The organism is Microbacterium sp. AISO3, assembly GCF_002204305.1.
Classification (GTDB): Bacteria; Actinomycetota; Actinomycetes; order Actinomycetales; family Microbacteriaceae; genus Microbacterium; species Microbacterium arborescens.
In genome coordinates this window covers 1-22994 of the sequence record NZ_NHRF01000231.1, presented here as the reverse complement: position 1 = coordinate 22994, position 22994 = coordinate 1, and the positions used below count along the sequence as shown (strand labels likewise).

The window sequence follows — 22994 nt, the reverse complement described above, 5'->3', positions numbered from 1 at the left end:
CCTTGATGCCGTGGTCTCGGCCCCGAGCCCGTGCGTTGCCTGCTGGGGTGTGTGAACTACCGATCTATGTCTCGCGATCGTTTCTGGCGAACGCCGCGAACATGTGCGTAGGGTCGCGCCGTCAGTAGCGGCGGCGGGGGTACGTCGTACGACCGTCCGGGAGGCTGGACAACCTCGGAAACTTGCCTTGCGCTGCCAATCCGAACCAGGTGGCCCACCTCTGAACGAAGTCTTCAGGGTCGCCCGGATCGAGGGAGGAGATACCCCAGCCCAGTTGGCCGCCACCAACTGCGCGGCTGGTCAGAATAGAGAGCCCTTCTGGCCCAGGTAGCGCTCTAGGTTCGTTGTCGAAGTCTGCGCCCCAACCCTGCATGAACCCCATCTCGTACCAGACGTAGTGGTGGGGCTCGTCGAAGTCTCCGAAGTAGAGCGAGTGGCCGCGAGATCTACCTCTGACAGAAAGCTCGATGCTCGAAGCTGCAACGACATCCAGCGTCCCCCCAGAGGACCCAACAGGCTGCAACGGGGTGATTCGCAACTGAGCGCCGCCCAGCGTCAGGGCGACGCCACCCCCGCGCCGTTCCGCACTTGTGTCGGGCGCACTGTCACGGATGAACTCGACCACCTCTTCGATAACTGCCTCATGGCCCGACCTCGCCGCCGAAACCAAGTTTTCCCGACGCTCCGCTTCGGTCCGTGCCACCGCGGCGGCCGCCTCAGCTTCTGCCCTTTCGGCGAGAAGAGAAGATTGCGCTTGCCCAAGCGCCTGAGCTGCGGGCGAGGTGGCCTCGGTTCCCACACGGGCGAGGCGGGCTGTGATGTTGGCCGCTGAAGGCCGTGCCTCAGCTGCCTTCCCGAGACACTCGTTGACAAGCCAAGCCAGTTTCCGCGGCCCCTCAAGCATCGGCGCGACCTCGGTTAGATGCCCCATCCGTATCTGCTCTCGGGTACCAGTGAAGGGGCGATGCCCCGACAGTAGCTCGTACGCGATGATGCCAAACGCATACACATCTGTCGCGGAAGTGGCGCGCTCGAAGCGCCATTGCTCAGGGGCCGCGTAGGGCGCGGTCATCGAGTCCTTCAGCGTATCGGGAGCGGTCGTGGCTTCGATATACCTTGCGATCCCGAAGTCACAGAGTGCCCACGCCCCGTCTAGGAACAGGATGTTCTCGGGCTTCAGGTCGCGGTGAACAGCCGCTGTCGCGACCTCAGCCAGCCCCTGTGCAATGTCCTTGAGGATCGTGATCGCTTCCGGCACTGAGACTGGTTTGGACATTCGATCTCTCAGTGAAAATTCGGCGCGAGGCATGAACAGAACCCATGAGTCCTCTGTCTCTTCCACGTGCAACACGGGGATGATGTGTCGCGAAGGTGGCAGGCCGGACACCACCAACTGTTCGCGGTCGCCCCCGGCGGCCTTCTTCACTACCTTGGCGGCACCGGGTCCCGACGGCCCCCAGGCTTCATACACATGACCAAAGCCGCCGCGGCCGAGAGGCTTCTCGACATCCCACTTCCACTCCATGGCGAGAGAATAACGACCACCTGTGACACGGGGTGCCATCCAGCCAGATCACGCAGCCGACGACGATCTTTTCCGGCCGGCGCATCGTGAGGGGCGAGCGCGAGAATGACGTGGTGAATACATCTGAGCCCTCACGCCCGGTGTACGTCCTAGGCGCTGGGTTCTCCCGTGCAGTTCACGAGATCGCGCAGCTGTGCGTCGACACGATCAGGGACAACACCCAACGAGGCCTCGAGTACGCCCGCAGCCAAGGCCGGGTCGGGGGTCGGCCAAGTGTGATGACACAGGAGCGAATCGCAACGGCTCGGCAGCTACGCGCCGAGCACCATAGCTGGGAGAGCATCGGCCGTGTGCTCGGGGTAGGGGCGTCGAGCGTTCGGCGGGCGCTGTCGTCCCGCGACTGAGCTAGCTCGTGATCTGGGCAATCGCCTGGTCCACGCCTACATCGATCACCTTCGTGACAGCCGAAGTGGCGCCAACGAGTATGAGATCACGCGCCACGTTGAAGAACCGTGCGCTCTTCTGCTTCTCGCCGCGCACGGACTCTTTCGCGCCTTGCTGGATCAAAACTGCCGCGAGCTCATTGCTCAGTCGGCGCACAAGAGCTGTGCCGAATGTGTCGACATCGGCGATGGCCTGCTCGAGCTCGGCAACGAGCGCTGTGAGGTAGGCCCGGGACTCGCGGTCCTCTACGTCCGCGAGAAGATCTCGCACTGCCTGGATCGACTTCTCGACGCGCTGTCGGCCCGCAGCGTCGTTCTCGACGAACGCGTCCATCGATTGGAGCACGTCCCCGAGGGATCTGAGCGAATCGATCACCGCCCTGTCGATGACGGCAGTACGGTATGAGGCCGTGCTGCGGAACGGCACGGTGTACCCACAGACTGCGGCATAGATCGCCGGGATATGCCTCCGGAAGTGGGTGGCTGGTCGCCGGCTCTCCACCAGGACGATCGCGCGCTCGACTTCCCGGATCAGATCGAAGACACGGGCATGGAAGGCCCAGAACTCCGTGCTGTCCTCCGGGTTGCCGAGGTCGCGGGAATCTTCGAGCGAGTGCCCCGCCTCGACGAACGCCCACCCCTCCAGGATGTCAGCGAGCGCGTTAGCGGGGTCATCGATCATGGCGTCAGTTTAGAGAGACTGCGCGACATGGCAGTGACGTTTAATCCTCGTCGTCGTCCACGCTGTCGCCGCGCTCGACGGGTATGGGTGCTCCACGGCCTCGAGCTGCAACTGTGACATCTTCCGTGCTCTGGCGGATCGGAGTGAGCGAACGGCGAATGGTGGACACCATCTCGGCGACTGACTGCCCCCGCAGGTCAGGCTCAGCGAGCCCCAGACCGTGCGAGCCGCGGTCAAGGGCCTCGAGAATGCGAACGTCTGCTCGCGTGTGAGCCTGATAGGTGTCCTTGAGGACCAGCACGACCATCTCGCGTGCCTGACAACTCTGGTTGGAGCAGTAGAGCTCGATCCGTCCAGTGTCTGCGGCCTCGTCCTCCCATGACCGTGTAGCGCTCTCCTCGCCGCAGAAAAGGCACGTCACACGTCTGTCAGGGGATCGGAACCAAGGCCTTTTGTCAGGCGCCCAGTCGTTCATTTCGTTGCTCCTCGGGTGTTGCTCTTCGGATGGTCTGAGCGTACGCGGAGGGGCAGGCGTCAATGCGTGCTTGCGACGCCCGGCTGGATCGCGGCATGCGAGCCCGGGCGCCGGGCGCGGAGCTGGGAGCTTGTAGCGTGCCCACTCGAAGTCAGAGAGCCGCCCACCGTGCGACGCGCGCCGAGTGGCAAAGTTGCGGGGTGAGCTTCCTCGACAGTTTCGTCCCGCAGCTGCTTGCGACTCTCGTGGGCGGCGCGATTGGTGTGTTCGGCGTCTGGTTGGCTTTTCGACTGCAGCGGCGCGCAGCGGCGCGTGATGACGTGGACCGGGCGGTGGAGACTTTGCTGAACCGCATCGCGGACCATGTGGAAGCGGTGCAGGCCTACAACGCGGAGTTCAACATGATGCGTTGGGGGAGAGACCAGAAGCTCGCGCGTACGTTCCCACACGCCGCACCCGTTTCGATCGCGGTCGAGGTCCTGCGGATGCGCACGAGCGGAGGCGAGCGCGAGGTAGCTGATCGACTCGCTGCGACCTGGCGTCACGTCGCGAATTCACCGGCCTCCTCCCGCGGCAGCGCCGCGGGCCACATGGCGACCGCGATCACGCAGTGGCGGCTGGGGGAAGCTCGCACGACGCTCCTCGGCAGCCTCGACACGGCGCGGCAACTCTCCCTAGGTGAGAACAAAGTCGACACTGTGGCCGACGCGGACTGACAGAGTGCTGTGGGCCACCCGTGAGCTAATGGCAGTTCGCCATCACAAGCCCACAGTCCTCAATGAAGCAGAACGGTCGATAGCTGGCCTGACCTGCTATTTTCTCTGATATTGATGATTATGTCAGTTTCCTGGTTCGCAGGGATCATGTTGCTGACTCGGCGTCAGTGGACGCGCGGACGTCTTCCGGTGGATCGGAAGCTCAGCTCCGTCGAGGAGACCGCGACTCAAGGCGTCGATGTGACATGGAGGTAGCGCTGCGGCATCGGCAGTGCGCTGTTTCCGTCCAGCGAACTCAGCATTTCCGAGCGTCGGGAGCATTAATCAGGCCGACTCCTCGCCCCATGCACGGTCAGATGCGGTGCCGTCTCGCCGCCTGAGGAGTACCAGGTGTCATGATCGGTTGCAGGCGAGCAAAGGGGGCACCTTGCCTGAATGGCTATCGGCGCTACTAGGACCCGGGCTGTGGTTTGGCAAGTGGGTCACCTATGAGATGCGCGTCGTCCGCATCGTTCGCAAGCGCGCACGCGAGCACGGCCTCGAGTTGAACACTCGAGCTCTGAGGATGCATCTGTATGCGAGACATTTTCTCGAGAGGATGCGAGACGATGCGGCGCGTCCGGCCCTCCGCGATTCGCTGGACGCGTTCACGGCAGACAGCTCCGTCACGAGCGACCAGCTGTTCAGCTGGATCGAGCAGGCTGCCACCGATCGGGCTGACGCTGTCGTCGCCTCGAACACTAACGCTGCATCCGTTCGAGAGCGCATCGATTCTGTTAAAGACGCTGTCGTCACGAGTGACCACGACCGAACCCTCCGGGAGACGCGCCTGACCGGAATGCGCCCTTTGCGAGCACTGGCCGCGCGCGAGGCACAGCAGGTGTGGCCGCGCCTCGACACGGTGCTCGGCCTCCTCGACGGGCCAGATCGAAGCGCACGGCTTGATGGGTGGGCACACCGCGAGCCACAGTTCCTCAGCGACGCCCCGGCGCAGGTCTGGTGCTGGCTAGCAGACTTGGCCGACGACGCCGGCGCCGCATCCTCGTCTGCAGTGTTCCTGGACAAGGCGCTCACACTCGGCGCCCACCCGCTCGGCTACTGGGAGATCCGACGCGAGTGGCTCAGACGCAGCGAGCGGGACAGCAACAGTCAGCCCAGCCACCAGAGCACGCAGAAGTCCCCTAGCGACACCGAACACGCTCTCGTGAAGGCGTGGCAGCTAGAGCTCAAGGGCGATACCGACCAAGCGCGCGACGTACTCGAGGCCTGGGACCCGAGAACAGCAGCAGAGACCGCCACGCGGTCTCTGCTGCTGGCGCGATTTGCCGCAAACCAGAACGATCACGCAGAGGCGGTTCGACTCGCCCTGCCGCTCTTCGAGGAGACCGGAAGCCCCGCCGCGGTCATCATCGCCGCGCAATCCCTTGTCGCCCAGCAGCTGTTCGAGTCCACGGCACTGCATGCGGGCAATACTGCTGACGCGTTCGCGCTGCTTATCAAGGCTCGGGATCTCTTCCGGCAATGGCAAGTCGATTCAGTGAACGTGATCGTTCTGGCAGCTACCATCGCGCGGTTGCTGAACGACCCGCTGCGCGCGTTGAGTCTGATCACGGCTGAGCCGAATGGTGAAGCGACCCCGATGGAGGCGGCAAGCCTGAAGATCCGCGCCTCGGCGGCGTTGCTGCACGCCGACAACGGTGACCTCGAGCAGGGGCGAGCACTCGTTGACGAGCCCGACCTCGCACCTGCGACGGCAAGCCACCTCCGAGCACTGATCGCCTTGGCCGACGAGGACGACGAAGCAGCTGCCCGCCACTTCGAAAGCGCCCTCGACCTCACTGACGACTACCAGGAAAAGGGAACGTTCGCGCTCGCGCTGGCGCGGCTCGGGAGATTCCACCCCTTCGCAGAGAAGCAGCGCGCTGCTGGCAACGCGGTGTTCGCCGAGCATCTGCGGCTGATCGCGGACGCCGCGAGCGGAGCCTCCGGCGGTATGGACCGGCTGCAGGCCGCGGCGCATACGTCTGCCAATCTGAGCCTCATCCTGAGTGAGATTTATCAGACCCAGGGAGAGACCGAGAAGCAAGCTCTCACCCTTGAAGCTGCCGCCGCTCGAATGAACGACTCCGACGTTTGGCTCGCCGCGGCTCGTGTCCGGTGGCAGCGAGATGAGCCCGACGAAGCGCTGCACGACGCCGAGGAAGCTCGCGCCAACGCCCCGCACCAGTGGGGTGCCTATCCCCGGACGTATGCACTACTCGTGGAGCTGTACTCAGCAAGCGGCATCTGGAGCAAAGCGCTCGACGCGGCCGAGAATCTCGTCCGGGTAAGCAGCAACGACCCCCTCGCGGTCTGGACGCTCATCTCCTGTCAGTACTACGCCGGCGAGTTCGAGGCAGCTCTGAGAACGTGGGACACCCTGACGGATAGACAACGGCCGGTCCGCCGTCAGCTGATCCACGTGTGGCTGGGTCTCTACGAGCAGTACGGCGAGCTCGTCGGCGCCACCGCAGATCTCGTCGCCATTGCCAACGACTGGGCGGAGGACGAGTACATCCGACGCCGCATCGTCGGGCTGCTCATCGCGCCGCGCAGAGCCCCGGCAGCAAAGCCGACAGATGAGCTCCGACACGACCAACCGGATGACGGCCTCCGGGAGCAACACCCCGACGGCGACGGCGGAGACCAGGACCCCGAACAGCTCGCGCGAGCTGCGCTCTTCAGCAACTACTTCCGCGACTTCCCGGACGGGGCAATCAAGCGTCTCGAAGCCATTGACGAGGATGACGACGACGATACCGCTGCCGGGGCGAAGTTGATGGCGCAAATCATTGACGCGGTGGGAGAGCGACCGGACACCTCAGAGTTCGACGCGAAGATCTTCACCGGCCTCCTGCCCGTAGGCACCGTCAGCTACGCCCACGGAGGCACCCTGGCCGAGGCCGTCGTGACTCATGCCTCTGGCGTGAGATTTAGTTCGCGAGGCGACGACTTCGAACGAAACGTCGCGCGTCTCGCACTCGCCAACTCGGTGGTGGCGGACACCACATCGCTGTTCTTCTTAGCGACACTGCCCGAGGAGTTGAGGCTGGGTCTCACGGGTGTGTTCGCCGGCCTGGGCGTATCGGCGGATCAGTTTCGCGACGCGGTCTCCGGGCTCTCGCGGGCTGAGCGATTCGGCTACGCGACTTCGATCACGGGTGGGATGCGCGGCCCCGTCGCGCTCCGGGCCCGCTTCACAGACGAGGCGAGTCTCGACGTCAGCCGCCTATCCGCGCTCGTGGAACTGATGCGGCCCCTGGCCCGGCACGAGCGCCCACGGACGACCACCCGCGATCGCGCGGAGCAGCTGAAAGACGACACCTGGTACGCGGCAGCAGCTGTCGCGAGCGACGTACGAGCGCTGTGGTCTGATGACCGAACTTTGAACATCCTGGCCGCTGACTTTGGAGTACGGACATTCTCGACCCCCGCACTATTGGACGTCCTCGAGGAGGACGGCCGGCTCGCGTCCGACATCGTGAGACAGGTGCGAGCGCACCTCGTGGCCGAGCGGTACGTACATGTCGACTTCGATGAGGACATCTTCGCCAGGGCTATGACACTTCGGCCCGGCGCCGCAATGAACGTCGCGAGCGTAGTCGAGCACCTTGACGGCGCCCGCGCCGAAGCGAAGTGCGACTTCATGCTCTCGCACGCCGCTCAGCACACACCGGATGGAGTACGGCTGGAGCGGTGGATCTCGGCGACGGTGCGCTGGATGATCCGCATCTCCCCGGATGAGAACGCTATGGCGTCCAACCTCGCGATACTCGCCGGTAAAGTCCTCAAAGCCCCGTGGGTTGTGCCCCAGACGTTCGCGTACGTGGACGCGGGCTTCACTGACGCTCGGCAGAACCCCAACACACTCCCTGGCGCGGGCAGCCCTGGTGGCACAGGCAGCCCAGGCCCTGCACTGAATCTCGCCAGCGACGAAGACCCGCTCGTCCGCGAGCTCGAGCGCCGTTTCCGATTCGTTGCCAGCACAGACCGCATGCTCGCCACGCGGTGGCTTTTTGCATTAATGGCTGGGCTCGATGCGTCCGAGAGGCCGCGATATACCGCGATCATCCTCCGGCCCTAGAGAGCCACTAGCGCATCAGCGGAGCGTGCGTTCGCTGGCGATGCAATTCGACGATCGACCACACTTCCGGACACACAGAGCCGATGCCGAGGCCACCGATAGGGGATCTTATGTCAGCTTGAAGGCTGATGCCGCGCTAGATTGAGGGTTCCCCTTAGCCCCACGAGCCATCGCTTGCTGTTCTTGGCGATCGCTGCGCTAATGGGGAGGTGCTCTCGGAGCGCTTCCCCCACGACCAGGAGTTGCGTAGGCGACAACGGGAACGTGACCGTCGACACGGGCGATCCCTCCGCCGGGGACCACAACATCACCGCTCCGTCACCAGTGGCAAGAGGCCGCTCCTGCAGGAGGATCTGCCAGTACCAGTGCTCGAGGCCGAGATCACGCAACTGCACTATGTCGTCCAGGCCCCGCGCGAGCGTCAGGAGATCGCCGAGCGCGAGTTCGGCGGCCTCGATTGTCCCATCGGTTCTCAGGACCTGGGCTGGGACCCGCACGCCGGCGCGATCGGCGTACCGTCCCCGGTGTAGGTGCATGTCGAGGAAGGCAATCAGGGCGTGCATGTCGTCGGCCGACAGGTCGGTCTCGCCGCGGCGGAGCTTGTCGATCGCGGGGATGCCGGCATCTTCGACTGCAGCGAACTCGGCCTCCAGATCCTGGGTGAGAACGGAAGAGTCGTAGACGTAGCTGACGATCGTCGCATTCTTGATGGACGAGGGGTACCTCTCGCCCTTCTGCTTGTCGATGACCTCGATCACGCCACGGGAATCTGCCCAGGCCTTCAAGTAGCCCCGAGAAACCATGTGCGCGCGTCTGACGCCCTTCTTCGCGCTGCCTTGCCCCGCTGCGGCAGGCCCGCTCTCGCGGTCATCCACGTCCCGACTCGACGATCTTCTCCGGGTGCCACTTGATCATGTATGAGAGAAGCGGGTCCAAGATGCGGATCGTGGCCTGGATGCCGGTGCCCTGCAGCTCAAAGACTGGCTGAGGTATGGCGTCTGCTGCGACGAGCTCGGCAAACGCGAACTCCTCGTCGTCGCTCTCGTCATCCAGAGCATCCTCAGGGGCGGTGCGGTTCTGCGCTTCCAGCGCTGACGTGGTGTCTTTCGACGCGAGTAGACCGAGATTGCGAGCCTTCAATTCGAGTGCGAGTCGGCCGAGCTCCTTGCCGTCGATCTTTAGACGGTCGCCCACGTGTCGCTTCAGCTCTGACAGCGGCAGCTCGTGTGGCGAGCCGAAATCGTGTAGCGACTGCATGATCAGCTGATAGCCGTCGAGCTCCGCTGGTGGGTCGGTGGGGTACGACTTCTTCTCACGCTTACGACGCGGGTCCGGCCCGGCGGAAAGCTTAGCTAGCCAGCCCAGCGCTTCGTCGTCCTCCAGGGACCGGAAGAACTTGTCTATGTCGTCGGGGGCGCGGACCTCCTCGACAGGGGCGCGCTCGTCGCTGCGGTAGATGCCGTTCTCCATCTCGCAGAGGTCGAGACACAGCTGTTGCATGATCTGCGGGCTGCCGAAGCTCTGTTCAGCGAGGTTGGTGATCAAGTCCGGCGCGGCCCACAAGCGCAGCGCCTTGAGCCCCTGTGTCGCGATCTGCTCGAGTTCGTCAACGCCCCAGCGGGGTACTCTCACGGTCTTCCGGCGCCCGCCGGTGTTCGTTGTCGAGAACGCGGTGTCGAGCTCACCCCCGGGAATCGTGCTGAGGATGACGGCGCACCCGAGGTCCGCGAGCGGACGAAGCGCGAGCACGATGGCTCGTCGTGCCGCAGCGTCGGTTACGAAGTGGAAATCGTCGATCGCGATGACAACCTGCCGGTTGTTCGCGCGGAGCAGCTCGACCGCCTCGGTGACGGCGACCGACGGGTCGACGTTGAACTTCTGGACGGAGGAACTGCTGTCCTGCTGCTCACTCGTAACGTTGCTCTGGACCGCAGATCCTGCACCGAACAAGCTCACCTGCAGACGTGCGAGGAAGCCCCAGCTCGTCTTGTCACTGCTCGCCAGACCAGACTCCTTCGACGTCGGAATCTGGAGCTGTTGAGCAAGCTTCAACCAGAGATCGTCAGCGCCGCTACCCAGACTTTGCCCCGGCAGGTACACCGACCATGAGTCCTTCGGTAACATTGCGAGAAAGCTCTTCACCAGAGTGGTCTTGCCGAGCTTGGTGGTGCCGAGAAGCGACACGAAGTAGCCTCCTCGGTTGACCCAGCGCGACAGTTCGCTAGACACGTCCGTGCGGTCGACGTCGGTGACGGTCGGTAGCTTCGCCGGGGTGAACACGTCGGCGGTCAGGATGATGGACACATCATCACTCTATTGGTGGGGTTAGCGGGCGTGATCGAACGCAGGGCTGGCAGGTTGGGTAGCTCGGCTAGGCCGACGCGTCGGCGCTCTGGACTGACAAACGGCTCCGGAAGCTAGCGAGCAATCGCTACTGGGTGGGGCCCCCAGCCTGAGGTGGTGGTTCACCGCTCAGATGCTTCCGAGCCACCTCGAGGAGACGAGATTGCATGGTCGCCGTGGCGAGTCTGTGGTGGGAGGTCCCGTCCCTTCGTCGTTCTTGGTTCGGTCAGCGGCCAGCTTTGCCTCTCCAGGACGAGCCGAGTTCCTGTCGGGCAACCACGACGACGCTCACGTCCTGGGGAGAGGCGATCACAGCGCCACGACCGTATAGCGCGTCGATCGGGTGCTGCAGCTCGAGTTCGTACAGGTAGCGGGGCTTGTGCCGGCCGCCCGAGAACGACTGTCCGCGCGCGTGCCCGAGCGTCGGGCGCTGGCGGAAGAAGTAGACCAGCCGGGCCCGTCGCGGCCGCCACCTTTCCGCGACCGCCTGCTTCTTGCTGCAGCGGGCCACTTCGAGCGTCACCGGGTCGCCTACCGCCCAGATAGCCGGCGAGATGTGAAAGATCGTCTGCGATGCCGGCGCGCCTTGCGTCGGCCGGAATGAGAAGAGGGCCATTGCTGCGTATGCGGTCGCGAGCAGTACGAGAATGCCCCCGGCGATCAACAGCTGCCCCTTGCCACTCGTGGCCGCGGTGAACAGCCCGACTCCGTAAAGCACAGCGCCGACCGCGAGAAACGCGGTTACGACGGCGGTCGCGATCGTGCTTTGCTGACGCTCCGAGGCGTCCACCCACTCCTTCTCTGCCCAGGTCACGTGGCAACGCTATCGAGCAGCCCCGACATGCGACGTCGTGGAAGACGGCGTGATGCAGCGCGTTCAGACAGTCGATACGGACCGCTTCATGCGATGTCTCGGAGAACCGCGAAGACGGTTCCACAGCCGCTGAGCTCGTGGTGGGAGGTCCCGTCTCCTTCGTTGTTCTTGGATCGGTGCTTCGCCACGATAACTACGCTCGGTCTCTGCGTGCCACGACTTCGCTCCTTAATGCTCCCTCGTCGCTTCGCTCCTCAGTCCGCTTACCGCTGCGTCATGGCACTTCGTTCCGCCGCTTCGTTCTCTTGCTCTCACACCGACCAAGAACAACGAAGGAGACTCACCATGTGCACCACGTTCCGCACCCTGCGCGACGCCCTCCACTTCTGGGCCTACGAGGCCCCGATGCCCGCGCCGATCCCCTACTTCCAGGGCGGCATGGACCCGCAGCACGGGGACATGGCGGAGCTGTTGTGGAGCCCGGTCGCGAGGACGCGAGTCATCATCGAGCGCACGGACGGTATGGAGACCGGGTACACGTCGGTGACTACCCGTGAGGGGTTCGACGAGGTGGTGCTGAAGCACTCGTCGATCGAGGACTTCCGTCAGGCGATGTGGAAGCTGTTCGAGCTGCCCGACCCGATGGCATGAGGCCGGCTCGGCCTACCGGGCGCAAGCCCGGTAGGTTCGGCCGTACAGACACTGCGAGGAGATAACCGCATGGGCCGAATGTCCGACGTCGACCGTTTCTGGTCCTACGTCGTGCGCGGCCCTCGGCGCGACGACTGCTGGGTCTGGACCGGCGCTGTCGGCGATGACGGATACGGCCGGTTCTGGACTGCCGGCGACGGCGCCGGCCAGCGCACGATGCGCCCGCAACGGTTCCTCTACCGACACCTCACCGGCGTGAATCTCACACCGGATGTGATGCTGCTGCATCGGTGCGACGTGCCGCTGTGCGTGCACGTCGACGTCGACCCAGCCGCGTCGCACCTGCGTGTCGGTGACGCGGCCGCGAACCAGGACGATGCCGCCCGTGCCGGCCGTCACCGCAACCGCTTCACGAGCGAGCGATTCGCCTCGCTCCCTCGCGCCGATCGCGTCGCCCGTGCTCGACGTCTGCGAGACACTGTCCGCGATCACGGATGGGATGAGGAACGCATGACGCGCGCCGTTTCCCTTGTCGGTTTCGACCACCCCACGTTGTGGTGAGCTCGAAACCAACACGCTACTGACCGTAGGGGTGCTCTTCGTTGCCGCCGCCGGCGGCGGCGTTGTTCGGCGCGGCCGGCGCGGGCTTCGTGGTGCGCTTGCGCGCCCGCGCCGCGCGTGCGGGCGCAAGCCCGAGGCGCTTGAGCTCGTTCTCGGTCCAGCCGGCCGCGAGCGCTTCGCGCCGCGCTGCTGTGACCTCGCGGTTGGCTTCTTCGAGTGCTGCTGCTGCGTCTTCGGCGGTCTTCATCCGATGCGCGAGGGCTTCGCCCTTCGCGATCTTCTCGGAGACCTGTGCATCGACAAATTCGCGGATGTTGCGCTCCATGGGCGACACCATACGTCGCGACCCGTGTGGCGCTGAAACCGGTGCGCCCCACGCTGCCCTGACCCCGAAACCTAACGCCCGCTACAGGCGGTGCGCGGCATTGCCGCGGAAGCTGAAATCGGTGGAGCACAGCCTAGCTCGCGGTCGGCTTGGTCCTGGTGCGCGTGGCCGTCGCGGTGAGGTCTGTAGGCGACTGGTTGGGTATGCCGGTTGGGTGCGGGGTGCCGTTGCCGAGGGCACGTTGCGCAGGTCGAATCTCCGCGAACCTCTCTCTGAGAGGAAGCGAAGCTCCGAGTATTGCCACGTCCGTAAGTCCAAGACTTCTCGACAGCATCTCACCTGATCCGCTTCCAGCTTGCCTCTCTTCGAGAGACCCTGAAATCAGATGCACGTATGCTACGGGCTTGCCCATAGTATTCTGGCGGCGTGCGTGGGGGTGTTGTCTTCTACCGGGGTCCCGGTTCCACCGCTCGCGCGTACCTGGAATCGGATCACTCGCACGCCGACGAGTACTACCTCGAAAACGGCGACGCGATCGCCGAATGGTCGGCCTACGACACCACCGGCACTGTGCGCGCTGAGGCGCAGCTCGACGGCGACGCGTACCAGTCGTGGGTCGACTGGCGTGACCCGCTCACCGGAGAGGTTCGGGGCGATCCTCGCGACGAGGTCCGCATCGACAAGAACGGCGACGTCGTCGTCCGGCCTGCTTCGCCGCGGTTCGCTGAGATGACGGTCAACTGCGACAAGTCGCTGTCCGTCGCCGCGGCCCTCTTCCCCGAAGTCTCCGCCGCGCTCGATGCTGCGCAAGCCGAGGCGGTGAAGACGATGGGCACCTACATGGCGCAGAACTCTGTCACCCGCGTGGGGCCACGCGGTGCACAGGAGTTCGTGCCCGTCGAACGGCTTGAGCAGGTCGCCGTCGTACACCGCACCTCACGCGCCGGTGACCCCCACCGTCACATCCACGTGCAATGGAACACGCGCGTCTTCGCAGACGGAAAGTGGCGCGGCCTTCACACCGCCGCGACTCTCAAGCAGCAGGGCGCGCTCCGCGGGATCGCGGAGGCCGTCATCAACTCGCACGCCGGTCTCCGCCAGGCGCTGCGCTCTGCAGGACTTACCTTCGACGCGTCGACGGGCAAGGTCGTCGAGCTCGCTCAGCACGCCGAGGTGATGTCCAAGCGTGCGCTGCAGGTGCAGAACAACGTCTCCCTTCTCGAGCAGGAATGGCGCGAGCTCAACCCGGGAGAAGAGCCCATCCCCGGCCTGATCCGCGAGTGGGATCAGAAGGCATGGGCGATCGACCGTCCTCAGAAGGTGCACGCTCCAGGCCGCGCCGAAGATCGATGGCTCAGCGAGCTGGAGCACGCCGGGCTGCAGACCGAGGACTTCGGCGGCGGCGAGCCGCAAGAGCCAATCGCGCTCGACGACGTCGACCGTGCGCAGGTCGCTGAACATGCGGTCGCTGCCCTCGAAGGGATAAAGTCCGCCTGGTCCGTTGCGGACCTCGAAGGCGAGATCGGTGTCGTTCTCGGCAAGTCGGGTGTCGTCGCGTCCCGCCCCGAGATCGAGGCGTGGGTGAAGTCCACCGCCGCCACCACAGCCGACGCTCTCAGGCGCCTTGATATCCGCGTCGAGGACGTCCCCGACTGGGTTCGCTGGATCACTTCCGACCGTGTTGTCGAGGTCGAAACGAAGCTCCGCTCTGTCTTCGCAGCGCGCGCTCGCGCGTCCGAACTCGTCCTCGGGAAGCGCACGATCGGGAAGCTCTCGCAGGCGCAGTCCGACGCGGCACGCGCGCTCGGGGGCAAAGCTCCCCTCGTCGTTGTTGAAGGGGCCGCCGGCGCCGGCAAAACGACGATGCTCAAGACCGCGGCCAAGATCGCCGCGAAGAACGGACGTCGCTTCGTCGTCGCCGCACCCACGCTGCGCGCCGCGCAAGAAGCCGGCGAAGCGCTCGGCACACCGGCGTCGTCCGCGCACAAGCTCGCCCACGAACACGGGTTCCGGCGCGACGCGCTCGGCCGCTGGAAGCGACTCCAGCACGGCGACATCGACCCGCTCACGCAACGCGCCTACGACGGGCCATCCGAGGGTTTCCACGTCGACGACCAGACCCGGATCGTCGTCGACGAGGCCGGAATGATCGACCAGGACATCGCGCACGCCCTGGTCGAAATCGCCGAAGAGAACGGCGCCCTTCTCGCACTCGTCGGCGACCGCGCACAGCTGCCGGCAGTCGGCCGCGGCGGTGTCCTCGACATGGCCGTCGAGGCCCACCCGCAACCGCTGGACCTGACAGACCTCCACCGCTTCCAAGACCGCCAGTACGCCGAGCTCACGCTGCAGATGCGTTCCCGCGAACGACCAGAAGAACTCTTCGACCGGCTCTACGAGCGCGGCAATCTCGTCGTTCACGACACGATGGAAGCCGCCCACGAAACGATCGCCGCCGACGCGATCGCCCGGGCCCGGGCAGGCGCATCCGTCGCGATCGCCACGGCCACCAACGAAGAAGCAAATGCGCTCAACGCCCTCGTCCAGCGCGCCCACGCCGAGGCCGGCCACACCACCGCGCCCGCCGTCGAGGTCACCGGCAGCGACATGCTCACCATCCGCAACGGCGACCGCCTCATGACCCGCAAGAACAACACCGAACTACGCGTGGCGAACTGCGAGGTGTGGAAGGTCCAACGCGTGCACCCCGACCAGTCCGTCACCGTCAGCGACGGAAAGCGCAAGGTCCAGCTGCCCGCTGACTACGTCAAGCAGCACACCCACCTCGCGTACGCCGCAACCGAGTTCGGCGTCCAAGGCGCAACAGTGCAGGCCGGACACGGCATCGTCACCGACGCGTCCAACGCATCCGCGGTCTACGTCTCCGCCACCCGCGGCCGCGCGTCCAACACCCTCCACCTTGTCGCCGGAACTCCCGAGCAGGCGAAGGAAGTTTTCGTCGGTGCGATGCAACGTGAGGTCGGAGACCGCGGCGTCACGGCCAAGGCCGGCGGCGCTGCCCGCGACCTCGACGGCATGGTCGGAACCCGCCGCACCATCACCGACAGCCAGCGCGAGCAAGCAGCCTGGTGGGGCGTCGACGTCGAACGCCCCACCCCCCGTGCCGCGGCACCCGCCGACGCGGCAGCGGACAGCGCCGAGGAGGCCGCGGCGACCCGGTCGGCCTCCGGACGCACCCCCGAAGCCGCCGCGCGCGCTGCACACGACACGGAAGCCACACGCATCGCTCGCGATGCCGAGCAAGCTCGACAGGCAGCGCGTGGTCGCGGGCTGGAACGGTAGAAGAGGACAGCCCCGGTGGCGCCGACAAGCCAGTGCTCGTCGCTCTCCCCGCCCGATGTCCCCGAGACGTGTTACGTTGGACTCAATCGTTCAGCCCGCCCGGATCTCCGGTGTGGGCTGGATTTCTTTCCGGGCTGCGACAATGGCCCCGTGTCGCCCTCTGTGAAGCAGTACCTCACGATCGATCAGCAGATCGAGCTACTGCGCAGCCGCGGCATGGAAATCGACGGAGATCCCGCACGGTGGCTGCGAGCGGTCAACTACTACCGGCTTAGCGGATATTGGTACATCTACCGCGCGCTCGGTAACGACGGCCAAGGCAACTTGCTGCGCACCGACGAGTTCCTACCGGGGACAACCTTCTCCACCATCGCCGACCTCTACGAGTTCGACAGGAAGCTCCGAACGCTCGTCCATGACGGTCTCGAGCGCGTCGAGGTCGCGCTGCGGAGTCATGTCAGCTATGTGCTCGGTGCTCGTGATCCGCTCGCGCACGAAAACCCAGCGGTCTTCCGCGAGAGCTTCGACCACGCGGCCTGGCTCGCCGACGCTCGCTCGCGTGTCAACCGCGCCGCGAAGCGCTCGGCCTTCATTCGCCATCATGCCGAGCAGTACGGCGGTGTCATCCCGATCTGGGTACTGGTCGACGTTCTCGACTTCTCCGACGTGTCGATACTCCTCGACGGCATGTCCGCTGCTGACCAATACGCGGTCGCGGAGGGGCTTGGCATACGCATCAACCTCGAAGCGCTCAAGCCGCTCCAGCGTCGCAAGGCTCTGAAAAATCATCCCCGCGCCCGGTGGCTCGAGCAGCTCACTGTCGTGCGGAACATCGCCGCCGGCTTCGACGCGATCGAGCTCCATGGCGCGCACGGGTACCTGCTGCACGAGTTCCTCTCACCGGTGACGAACCGCCGCGACGACCGGTGGGGTGCCGACCGGGCGGCCCTCCTGCTCGCGACGGTCGCCGCGGTGCGGGCGGAGATGCCCGAGGGTATGCCGCTCATCGTGCGGCTGTCGGTCGACGACGTCGCTCCGGGCGGGTCGCAGGCCGCCGACAGTGCTGAGCTCGCGCGGCGCCTGCACACAGCCGGGGTCGATCTCGTCGACTGCTCGTCGGGGGGACTCGTCGCCGGTGCAGAGTACTCCCCGTCGCCCGGCTATCAGGTGCCGGGATCAGCCGTGGTTCGAGCCGCCGGGGTTCCGACCGCCGCCGTCGGTGTCATCACCGACCCGCGGCATGCCGACCGGATCGTCGCCGACGGCGACGCCGACCTCGTCCTCCTCGGCCGCGAGATGCTCCGCGACCCCCACTGGGCCCGCCGTGCCGAGCTCGCTCTCACGGGCGCGGCGTCGCTCGAGCCTCGCTACCACCGCGCCTACCTCTGACGCGGATTCGCCCGGCGGTGCTCGGCGAGGTCCCAGTTCGGCCGGGTATCGGGAGGTGATTCCCGGCCCAGATGGGACCTCGACCGACCGAACGCGCGACACGGGTGCCCCGCCGACCGGGTCAGCGCACGGCGGCGAAGATCCCGCCGATGAAGGCGATGACTGGGCCGATGGCACCGACCGTGACGATGAGCAGCACCACGACCACCGCCATCCAGGGAACGCTCTTCTTCAGCCGCTGGCCGGGGGCCGCGACACCGGGCGGCGGCCGCAGCAGTCCCGGCGGCGGCGTGACGGGCAGCGCAGGTGCGGAGCCGGCAGCCGCACCCGGTCCCGCCGCAGCCGGCCCAGCGGTCGCGGCCTCCGCGGCACCGCCCGGCGCCGCCCCCGCACCGGATGCCGCCGGCGCCGCCAGCCGGTCGTCGCGCCAGCGCTCCCACTGTGCGAACTTGTCGATCATTGCGCCGACGGCGCCGAACAGCCACGACCAGGTGGCCGGGTCGAGGGTCGAGAAGTCGCGCTTTCCGTAGAAGAAGAGCCAGTCGTCGACGATCTCGACATCCAGTGCCGCGGCGTTGTCGACGAACCGCGCCATGATGTCGGGCGTGAAGAGGTACAGCGCGTCGCGTTCGTATCCGCGCGGGCAGTAGAGGCGGAAGTACCGGTCGAAGTCGCCCTCGAGGCTCAGGTGCTGGTCGCGGTCGAACGCGACGGGGAGGTTCGAGCCGAACAGCCCGTTGTTGCCGAGCGCGTCGAGCACGATGTGCGGCAGGGGAGTCGACAGGTGCACCGCGACGTAGCCCCACGTGTGCGTCTGCTGGTTCTTGCCCGACCCGGTCGTGTAGCGGTAGTTCGCGAACTCGACGAAACGCGGCTGGTCGCCGCGGACGAGATTGGATGCCATCCGGCCCGACCCCTGCGAGAAGATCATGCCCGGCAGCGGGGGCTGGGGCCGCTGCGGCTCGAAGCTCATGCCGTTGGCCCGCGCGAACCCGTCGAGCCGGTACCAGACCGCGGCTTGCGCAGCGCGCTGTCGGCGGACGAAGAACGGGATGAGCGCCGCGAGCGCGATCAGGATGACGAGGGGGATGACGGGCGCCAGCGAGACCACCGCACCGGAACCCGACTGCGTCCCGATGGCGACCACCAGACCGCCGACGATGGCCGACAGGACTCCGCCGAACACCAGCACGACGAAGACGATGACGACGATCGCGATGATCACGCCGGCGGTGCCCGACCCGCCGGGAAGCCGGCCGCTGTCGGCCAGATGCTTCCGGAACGCACGTGCGGTGGCGGGCGACACCGGCTCGAGCAGGGGCCGGGGGTCGAACGGGACGCTCATCGATTCACCTCGTCTGCTCCCCACGACAGGGATGCGTCGGCCGGCAGGGGCAGGGCTTCGAGCTCGGGGGAGCGGCAGATCGCGTCGACGAGCTCCCTCGAGCCGCCGACGATCGTCGAGTCGAAGTCGACTTCCGAGACCATGACCCAGGCGCGGTCCGCGGGCCAGAGCAGGCTCGGGCTCTGCGACGTCGGCACGGCTCCCATCGCCTCGGCGGCGAGGTCGCGCCACGGCATCCGCAGCTCCCAGTCGTCGTCGGCGAACTCGTCGACAGCGCCGCGGAACAGGACGAACGCCCACTCCGGCAGCCTCAGCCGTGGTCCTTCCGAGATCTCGCGCGAGAGGATGCCCTCCTGCCAGGTGGGTTTGCGGAAGACGCTGTTGAAGCGGTCGCCGATCGACGACCCGAGCATGCGGTTGTGGCGGGCGAGGGTCGCGTCGTCGGGGTCGCCGGGCTGGAAGACCGTGCGCGACGGGGCGCGTCCGAGGTGCCCGAGCAGGCCGCCCCGGCCTTCCCAGAGGCCCGCGGTCACGTCATCCGGTGTCGACGTGTGCCCGATCAGCTCGCGGGCGAGAACCGCCATGTGGTGCGGGTCGAGATCGCCCATCCCGGGTGCGGCGAACCACCGGCCGTCGGGCGCGCTGCGCTGGTTCGTGCCGAACTCGGGCGAGCGCACGATCGAGTCCCACTGCGCCAGCGGATGCAGCGTCGTCCCGAACGCGGCGGCGGTCTCGGCCCATGTGGCGGGATCGGTGACGAGGTCTGCCGCCACCTGCTGCGACTGCTGCCACGGCATCTCGACCCACGCGTCGAACGGGGGGAGTGGCGCGCCGTCCGCACGCGACTGAACCGATGCCGGATGCAGGATGCGCGCGTACGCCTCGAAGCCCCGCGGCACCACGTCGTGGACCGTCCCTCGCCACGGATCGTCGATGCGCTCGCGCAGCCAGTCGCCGGTCGAGACATCCGCGATCCACTCCATGCGCCCACGCTACCGGTGACCGGTCGGCGGCATCACGCGCGATCAGGTAAGCTGTTGTGGTTGTCCGACCTCGGTCGGGCACGTGCTACACACCCTCCTGCTTCCGGGAAACGCCCGGGAGCCGTTCTAGTCCGAAGGAGGTGGGTCAGTGACGCACACGTACCAGTACGAGCTCATGGTGATTCTCCAGCCCGAGATCGATGAGCGTCAGGTTGCTCCCAACCTTGACAAGTTCCTCAAGGTCATCACGAATGACGGCGGAACCATCGAGAACATCGACATCTGGGGCCGTCGCCGCCTGGCGTACGAGATCCAGAAGAAGAACGAGGGCATCTACGCCGTCGTCAACTTCACCGCGACGAGCGAGACCACGCAGGAGCTCGACCGCCAGCTGAAGCTGAGCGAGTCGATCATGCGCACCAAGGTCCTGCGCGCCGAGGAGGCCATCGCACAGGTCGCCGCCGAGAAGGCGCGCTCCGAGGCGAAGGCCGCTCGCAAGGCTGCCGCCCCCGCTAAGGCTGCGAAGGCGTAAGGCTCATGGCCGGCGAGACCGTCATCACCGTCGTGGGCAACCTCACGGCAGACCCCGAGCTGCGTTACACGCAGAACGGACTGCCGGTGGCGAACTTCACGATCGCCTCGACTCCTCGCACCTTCGACCGTCAGGCGAACGAGTGGAAGGACGGCGAAGCGCTGTTCCTCCGCGCGTCCGTGTGGCGTGACTTCGCCGAGCACGTGGCGGGTTCGCTGACCAAGGGCATGCGGGTCGTCGCGACCGGCCGCCTGCGTCAGCGCTCCTACCAGGACCGTGAGGGCCAGAACCGCACCGCGATCGAGCTGGAGGTCGACGAGATCGGCCCCTCGCTGCGCTACGCGACCGCACAGGTCACGCGCGCCGCATCCGGCTCCGGTGGTGGTGGCGGCGGAAGCTTCGGCGGCGGTCAGCAGTCGCGCCCGCAGCAGCAGGTGCAGGAGGAGCCGTGGGCGACCCCGGGTTCTTCGGCTCCCGACGCGTGGAGCGCACCGGGTACCAGCGGCGCCTCCTACGGCGACGACACCCCGTTCTGAATCGGATTCCGGATGCTGCGCGCAGCGGCATCCGATCATCACTCTCGTAAGGAAAAACAATGGCTGGAAAGGCAACCGGCGACCGCCGCAAGCCGCGGAAGGGCGCGAAGAACGCGGCCCCCGCGAAGGCGATCCGCGTCGGCGTCATCGACTACAAGGACGTTTCGACGCTCCGCAAGTTCATCTCGGAGCGTGGGAAGATCCGCGCCCGTCGTATCACCGGTGTCTCGGTGCAGGAGCAGCGTCTGATCGCCAAGGCGATCAAGAACGCGCGCGAAATGGCGCTCCTGCCTTACGCCGGCGCTGGCCGGTAAGGAGCACCGACATGGCAAAGCTGATTCTCACGAACGAGGTCGCCGGGCTCGGAAGCGCCGGTGACGTCATCGAGGTCAAGAACGGGTACGCCCGCAACTACCTCATCCCCCAGGGCTTCGCTGTGGCCTGGACCCGCGGTGGCGAGAAGCAGGTGGCGTCCATCCGCGCCGCTCGCGACGCCCGCGCGATCCACGACCACGAAGAGGCCGTGGCCCTCAAGAACAACCTCGAGTCGAACAAGGTCAAGCTGTCGGTCAAGGCCGGCGCCGAAGGCCGTCTGTTCGGTGCAGTCAAGCCCGCCGACGTGGCTGACGCCGTCAAGACCGCTGGTCTGGGCGACCTCGACAAGCGCAAGATCCACATCACCTCGCCGATCAAGGCCGTGGGCGAGCACGAGGCGACCATTCGCCTGCGTGACGACCTCACCGCTGTGATCACCCTGCAGGTGGTCGCCGCCAAGTAATCCCTGGCGCACCGTACGGATGCCGCGGACCTTCGGGTTCGCGGCATCCGTCGTTTCCGGGGTGTGCCGCGGGCCGGGATGCAAGGTTTGCGGGCCGACACCCCGAGAGCGGATGCCGAGCGCCGGGGTGTCGGTGCAGATCCCTTGCATCCCGGCGCGGTGGCGTGCGCGTCGATGGCGTGCCCCGCGGGCAGGCCGGAGCGGATGCCGCAGGCCGAGGCCCGCGGCATCCGCTGTATCCGAAACTGACTCCTGTCGGGATCAGACCGTCGCGCGGCGGCGCAGAGCGACGAGGACGAGCCCCATCAGCGTCAGCGCCAGGGCGCCGATGCCGAGACCCATCGGAGCCTCACCGCCGGTCTTGGCGAGCATCAGCGGGCGAGCCGACGCTGCCGAGGCCGTCGTGCCGACCACAGCGGTGTCCGTCGTGCTCGACGCGGTCGGAACCGCGGGAGCTCCGCCGTTGCCATCCGTGCTGGGCGTGGTTCCGGGGTCGGTTCCCGGGTCGGTTCCGGGGTCGGTGCCCGGGTCGGTTCCGGGGTCGGTGCCCGGGTCGGTTCCGGGGTCGGTGCCCGGGTCGGTTCCGGGGTCGGTGCCCGGGTCGGTTCCGGGGTCGGTGCCCGGGTCGGTTCCGGGGTCGGTTCCGGGGTCCGTGCCCGGGTCGGTTCCCGGGCCGGCCGGGGTGACGACCTCGGTGGTCGAATCGCCGATCACCGAGATCGCGGTTCCGGTCAGCGAGATCGGGGCAGTGATCGGGAGCACCAGCTGGGTGCCGCCGAGGATGCTGTCCGAGCCGCTGGTCGACGCGCCGCTCGTGGTGCCCGTCGTGCCGCCGTTACCACCGGTGGTGGTGTCACTGGACGCGTCGCCGATGACCGAGACGGCGGTTCCGGTGAGGTCGATCGGTGCGGTGACCGGGGCGACGACCTGGGTGCCGCCGAGGATGCCGTCGGTGCCGTCGGTGGTCGCCTCGGGCGTGGTGCCCGTCATGCCGCCGGTGCTGCCAGCGGTGGTGCCACCGGTGGTGGTGTCACTGGTCGCGTCTCCGATGACCGAGACGGCGGTGCCGCTCAGGTCGATCGGTGCGGTGACCGGGGCGAGCACCTGGGTGCCGCCGAGGACGCCTTCGGTGCCGTCGGTCGACGCGTCGGCCGAGGAACCGCCGATGCTGCCAGCGCCGTTGTCACCGGTGGTGGTGTCGGTGGTGGCGTCTCCGATGACCGAGACGGCGGTGCCGCTGAGGTCGATCGGTGCGACGATCGGGGCGAGCACCTGGGTGCCGCCGAGGATGCCGTCGGTGCCGTCGGTGGTCGCCTCGGGCGTGGTGCCCGTCATGCCACCGTTGCTGCCAGCGGTGGTGCCACCGGTGGTGGTGTCACTGGTCGCGTCTCCGATGACCGAGACGGCGGTGCCGCTCAGGTCGATCGGTGCGGTGACCGGGGCGAGCACCTGGGTGCCGCCGAGGACGCC

The 22994-nt window shown here is 66.6% G+C and carries 20 protein-coding genes; 10 read left to right on the top strand and 10 right to left on the bottom strand.

What is annotated here, in order from left to right; translation table 11 throughout:
- Positions 1–121: 121 nt before the first annotated feature.
- The 3 genes from CBF90_RS17190 to CBF90_RS17175 all read right to left on the bottom strand — a co-directional run bounded on the left by CBF90_RS17190 (position 122) and on the right by CBF90_RS17175 (position 2957).
- Positions 122–1525, bottom strand: a complete 1404-nt coding sequence (locus tag CBF90_RS17190; protein ID WP_172407770.1) for a serine/threonine-protein kinase — start codon at positions 1523–1525, stop codon at positions 122–124.
- Positions 1526–1930: 405 nt separating this feature from the next.
- A complete protein-coding gene (locus tag CBF90_RS17180) occupies positions 1931–2650 on the bottom strand; it encodes a hypothetical protein (protein ID WP_088379778.1) in 720 nt (239 codons plus the stop codon).
- Positions 2651–2690: 40 nt separating this feature from the next.
- Positions 2691–2957: a hypothetical protein gene (locus CBF90_RS17175; RefSeq protein WP_141097118.1), complete on the bottom strand. Its 267-nt coding sequence runs from the start codon at positions 2955–2957 to the stop codon at positions 2691–2693.
- A 368-nt stretch (positions 2958–3325) separates the two neighbouring features.
- Between CBF90_RS17175 and CBF90_RS17170 the strand changes: the two genes are divergently transcribed.
- Together CBF90_RS17170 and CBF90_RS17165 are read left to right on the top strand one after the other, a co-directional pair.
- Positions 3326–3841: a hypothetical protein gene (locus CBF90_RS17170; protein ID WP_088379780.1), complete on the top strand. Its 516-nt coding sequence runs from the start codon at positions 3326–3328 to the stop codon at positions 3839–3841.
- A 493-nt stretch (positions 3842–4334) separates the two neighbouring features.
- On the top strand, positions 4335–7964 hold the full coding sequence (locus CBF90_RS17165) for a lipopolysaccharide assembly protein LapB (RefSeq protein WP_141097119.1): 3630 nt from the start codon (positions 4335–4337) through the stop codon (positions 7962–7964).
- A gap of 113 nt (positions 7965–8077) precedes the next feature.
- On the opposite strand, the gene CBF90_RS17160 is transcribed toward CBF90_RS17165, so the two are convergent.
- The 3 genes from CBF90_RS17160 to CBF90_RS17150 form a co-directional block, all read right to left on the bottom strand.
- Complete coding sequence (locus CBF90_RS17160; protein ID WP_141097120.1) at positions 8078–8839, bottom strand: DUF4238 domain-containing protein; 762 nt, start codon at positions 8837–8839, stop codon at positions 8078–8080.
- Entirely contained in the window at positions 8832–10268 is a 1437-nt protein-coding gene (locus CBF90_RS17155) for a hypothetical protein (RefSeq protein ID WP_088379783.1), read from the bottom strand. Before CBF90_RS17155 ends, CBF90_RS17160 begins: the two co-directional genes overlap by 8 nt.
- A gap of 265 nt (positions 10269–10533) precedes the next feature.
- The gene (locus CBF90_RS17150) at positions 10534–11121 is read right to left on the bottom strand and encodes a hypothetical protein (protein WP_088379784.1); all 588 of its coding nucleotides are present in this window, start codon (positions 11119–11121) and stop codon (positions 10534–10536) included.
- Between the two features lie 345 nt (positions 11122–11466).
- On the opposite strand from CBF90_RS17150, the gene CBF90_RS17145 reads away from it, so the two are divergent.
- The gene (locus CBF90_RS17145; protein ID WP_088379785.1) at positions 11467–11772 is read left to right on the top strand and encodes a hypothetical protein; all 306 of its coding nucleotides are present in this window, start codon (positions 11467–11469) and stop codon (positions 11770–11772) included.
- Positions 11773–11841: 69 nt separating this feature from the next.
- Positions 11842–12333 (top strand): hypothetical protein, encoded by a 492-nt coding sequence (locus CBF90_RS18530; RefSeq protein WP_172407772.1) that lies wholly within the window; start codon positions 11842–11844, stop codon positions 12331–12333.
- A 16-nt stretch (positions 12334–12349) separates the two neighbouring features.
- Here the strand turns inward: CBF90_RS18530 and CBF90_RS17135 are convergent, their stop codons facing one another.
- On the bottom strand, positions 12350–12658 hold the full coding sequence (locus tag CBF90_RS17135; RefSeq protein ID WP_088379787.1) for a hypothetical protein: 309 nt from the start codon (positions 12656–12658) through the stop codon (positions 12350–12352).
- Positions 12659–13084: 426 nt separating this feature from the next.
- Between CBF90_RS17135 and mobF the strand changes: the two genes are divergently transcribed.
- Both mobF and CBF90_RS18855 read left to right on the top strand, forming a co-directional pair.
- Positions 13085–15961, top strand: coding sequence for a MobF family relaxase (gene mobF, locus CBF90_RS17130; RefSeq protein WP_088379788.1), 2877 nt, complete (start codon positions 13085–13087; stop codon positions 15959–15961).
- Positions 15962–16111: 150 nt separating this feature from the next.
- The gene (locus tag CBF90_RS18855) at positions 16112–17350 is read left to right on the top strand and encodes an Abi family protein (protein ID WP_141097122.1); all 1239 of its coding nucleotides are present in this window, start codon (positions 16112–16114) and stop codon (positions 17348–17350) included.
- 121 nt (positions 17351–17471) lie between these two features.
- On the opposite strand, the gene CBF90_RS17120 is transcribed toward CBF90_RS18855, so the two are convergent.
- Both CBF90_RS17120 and CBF90_RS17115 read right to left on the bottom strand, forming a co-directional pair.
- A complete protein-coding gene (locus CBF90_RS17120) occupies positions 17472–18695 on the bottom strand; it encodes a hypothetical protein (protein WP_088379790.1) in 1224 nt (407 codons plus the stop codon).
- Positions 18692–19678 (bottom strand): hypothetical protein, encoded by a 987-nt coding sequence (locus tag CBF90_RS17115; protein ID WP_088379791.1) that lies wholly within the window; start codon positions 19676–19678, stop codon positions 18692–18694. Before CBF90_RS17115 ends, CBF90_RS17120 begins: the two co-directional genes overlap by 4 nt.
- Positions 19679–19853: 175 nt before the next feature.
- On the opposite strand from CBF90_RS17115, the gene rpsF reads away from it, so the two are divergent.
- Genes rpsF through rplI form a run of 4 tightly spaced genes read left to right on the top strand, consistent with a single transcriptional unit; the run spans position 19854 to position 21524 of the window.
- The gene (rpsF, locus tag CBF90_RS17110; RefSeq protein ID WP_036305492.1) at positions 19854–20210 is read left to right on the top strand and encodes a 30S ribosomal protein S6; all 357 of its coding nucleotides are present in this window, start codon (positions 19854–19856) and stop codon (positions 20208–20210) included.
- Positions 20211–20215: 5 nt separating this feature from the next.
- Positions 20216–20746, top strand: a complete 531-nt coding sequence (locus CBF90_RS17105; RefSeq protein ID WP_023953543.1) for a single-stranded DNA-binding protein — start codon at positions 20216–20218, stop codon at positions 20744–20746.
- Positions 20747–20805: 59 nt separating this feature from the next.
- Positions 20806–21060 carry a 30S ribosomal protein S18 gene (gene rpsR, locus CBF90_RS17100; protein ID WP_023953545.1) on the top strand — a complete coding sequence of 85 codons (255 nt, stop codon included), beginning with the start codon at positions 20806–20808 and terminating at the stop codon, positions 21058–21060.
- An 11-nt stretch (positions 21061–21071) separates the two neighbouring features.
- Positions 21072–21524: a 50S ribosomal protein L9 gene (gene rplI / locus CBF90_RS17095; protein WP_023953547.1), complete on the top strand. Its 453-nt coding sequence runs from the start codon at positions 21072–21074 to the stop codon at positions 21522–21524.
- A gap of 261 nt (positions 21525–21785) precedes the next feature.
- On the opposite strand, the gene CBF90_RS17090 is transcribed toward rplI, so the two are convergent.
- Positions 21786–22994: chaplin family protein (locus CBF90_RS17090; protein WP_088381104.1), on the bottom strand; the 1209-nt coding region annotated here is incomplete at its 5' end.

Coding starts and splice junctions, on each gene's coding strand:
- CBF90_RS17190 (WP_172407770.1), bottom strand. CDS start 1,525: ATGGAGTGGAAGTGGGATGTCGAGAAGCCTCTCGGCCGCGGCGGCTTT.
- CBF90_RS17180 (WP_088379778.1), bottom strand. CDS start 2,650: ATGATCGATGACCCCGCTAACGCGCTCGCTGACATCCTGGAGGGGTGG.
- CBF90_RS17175 (WP_141097118.1), bottom strand. CDS start 2,957: ATGGTCGTGCTGGTCCTCAAGGACACCTATCAGGCTCACACGCGAGCA.
- CBF90_RS17165 (WP_141097119.1), top strand. CDS start 4,335: ATGCGCGTCGTCCGCATCGTTCGCAAGCGCGCACGCGAGCACGGCCTC.
- CBF90_RS17145 (WP_088379785.1), top strand. CDS start 11,467: ATGTGCACCACGTTCCGCACCCTGCGCGACGCCCTCCACTTCTGGGCC.
- CBF90_RS18530 (WP_172407772.1), top strand. CDS start 11,842: ATGGGCCGAATGTCCGACGTCGACCGTTTCTGGTCCTACGTCGTGCGC.
- CBF90_RS17135 (WP_088379787.1), bottom strand. CDS start 12,658: ATGGAGCGCAACATCCGCGAATTTGTCGATGCACAGGTCTCCGAGAAG.
- CBF90_RS17120 (WP_088379790.1), bottom strand. CDS start 18,695: ATGAGCGTCCCGTTCGACCCCCGGCCCCTGCTCGAGCCGGTGTCGCCC.
- CBF90_RS17115 (WP_088379791.1), bottom strand. CDS start 19,678: ATGGAGTGGATCGCGGATGTCTCGACCGGCGACTGGCTGCGCGAGCGC.
- rpsF (WP_036305492.1), top strand. CDS start 19,854: ATGGTGATTCTCCAGCCCGAGATCGATGAGCGTCAGGTTGCTCCCAAC.
- CBF90_RS17105 (WP_023953543.1), top strand. CDS start 20,216: ATGGCCGGCGAGACCGTCATCACCGTCGTGGGCAACCTCACGGCAGAC.
- rpsR (WP_023953545.1), top strand. CDS start 20,806: ATGGCTGGAAAGGCAACCGGCGACCGCCGCAAGCCGCGGAAGGGCGCG.
- rplI (WP_023953547.1), top strand. CDS start 21,072: ATGGCAAAGCTGATTCTCACGAACGAGGTCGCCGGGCTCGGAAGCGCC.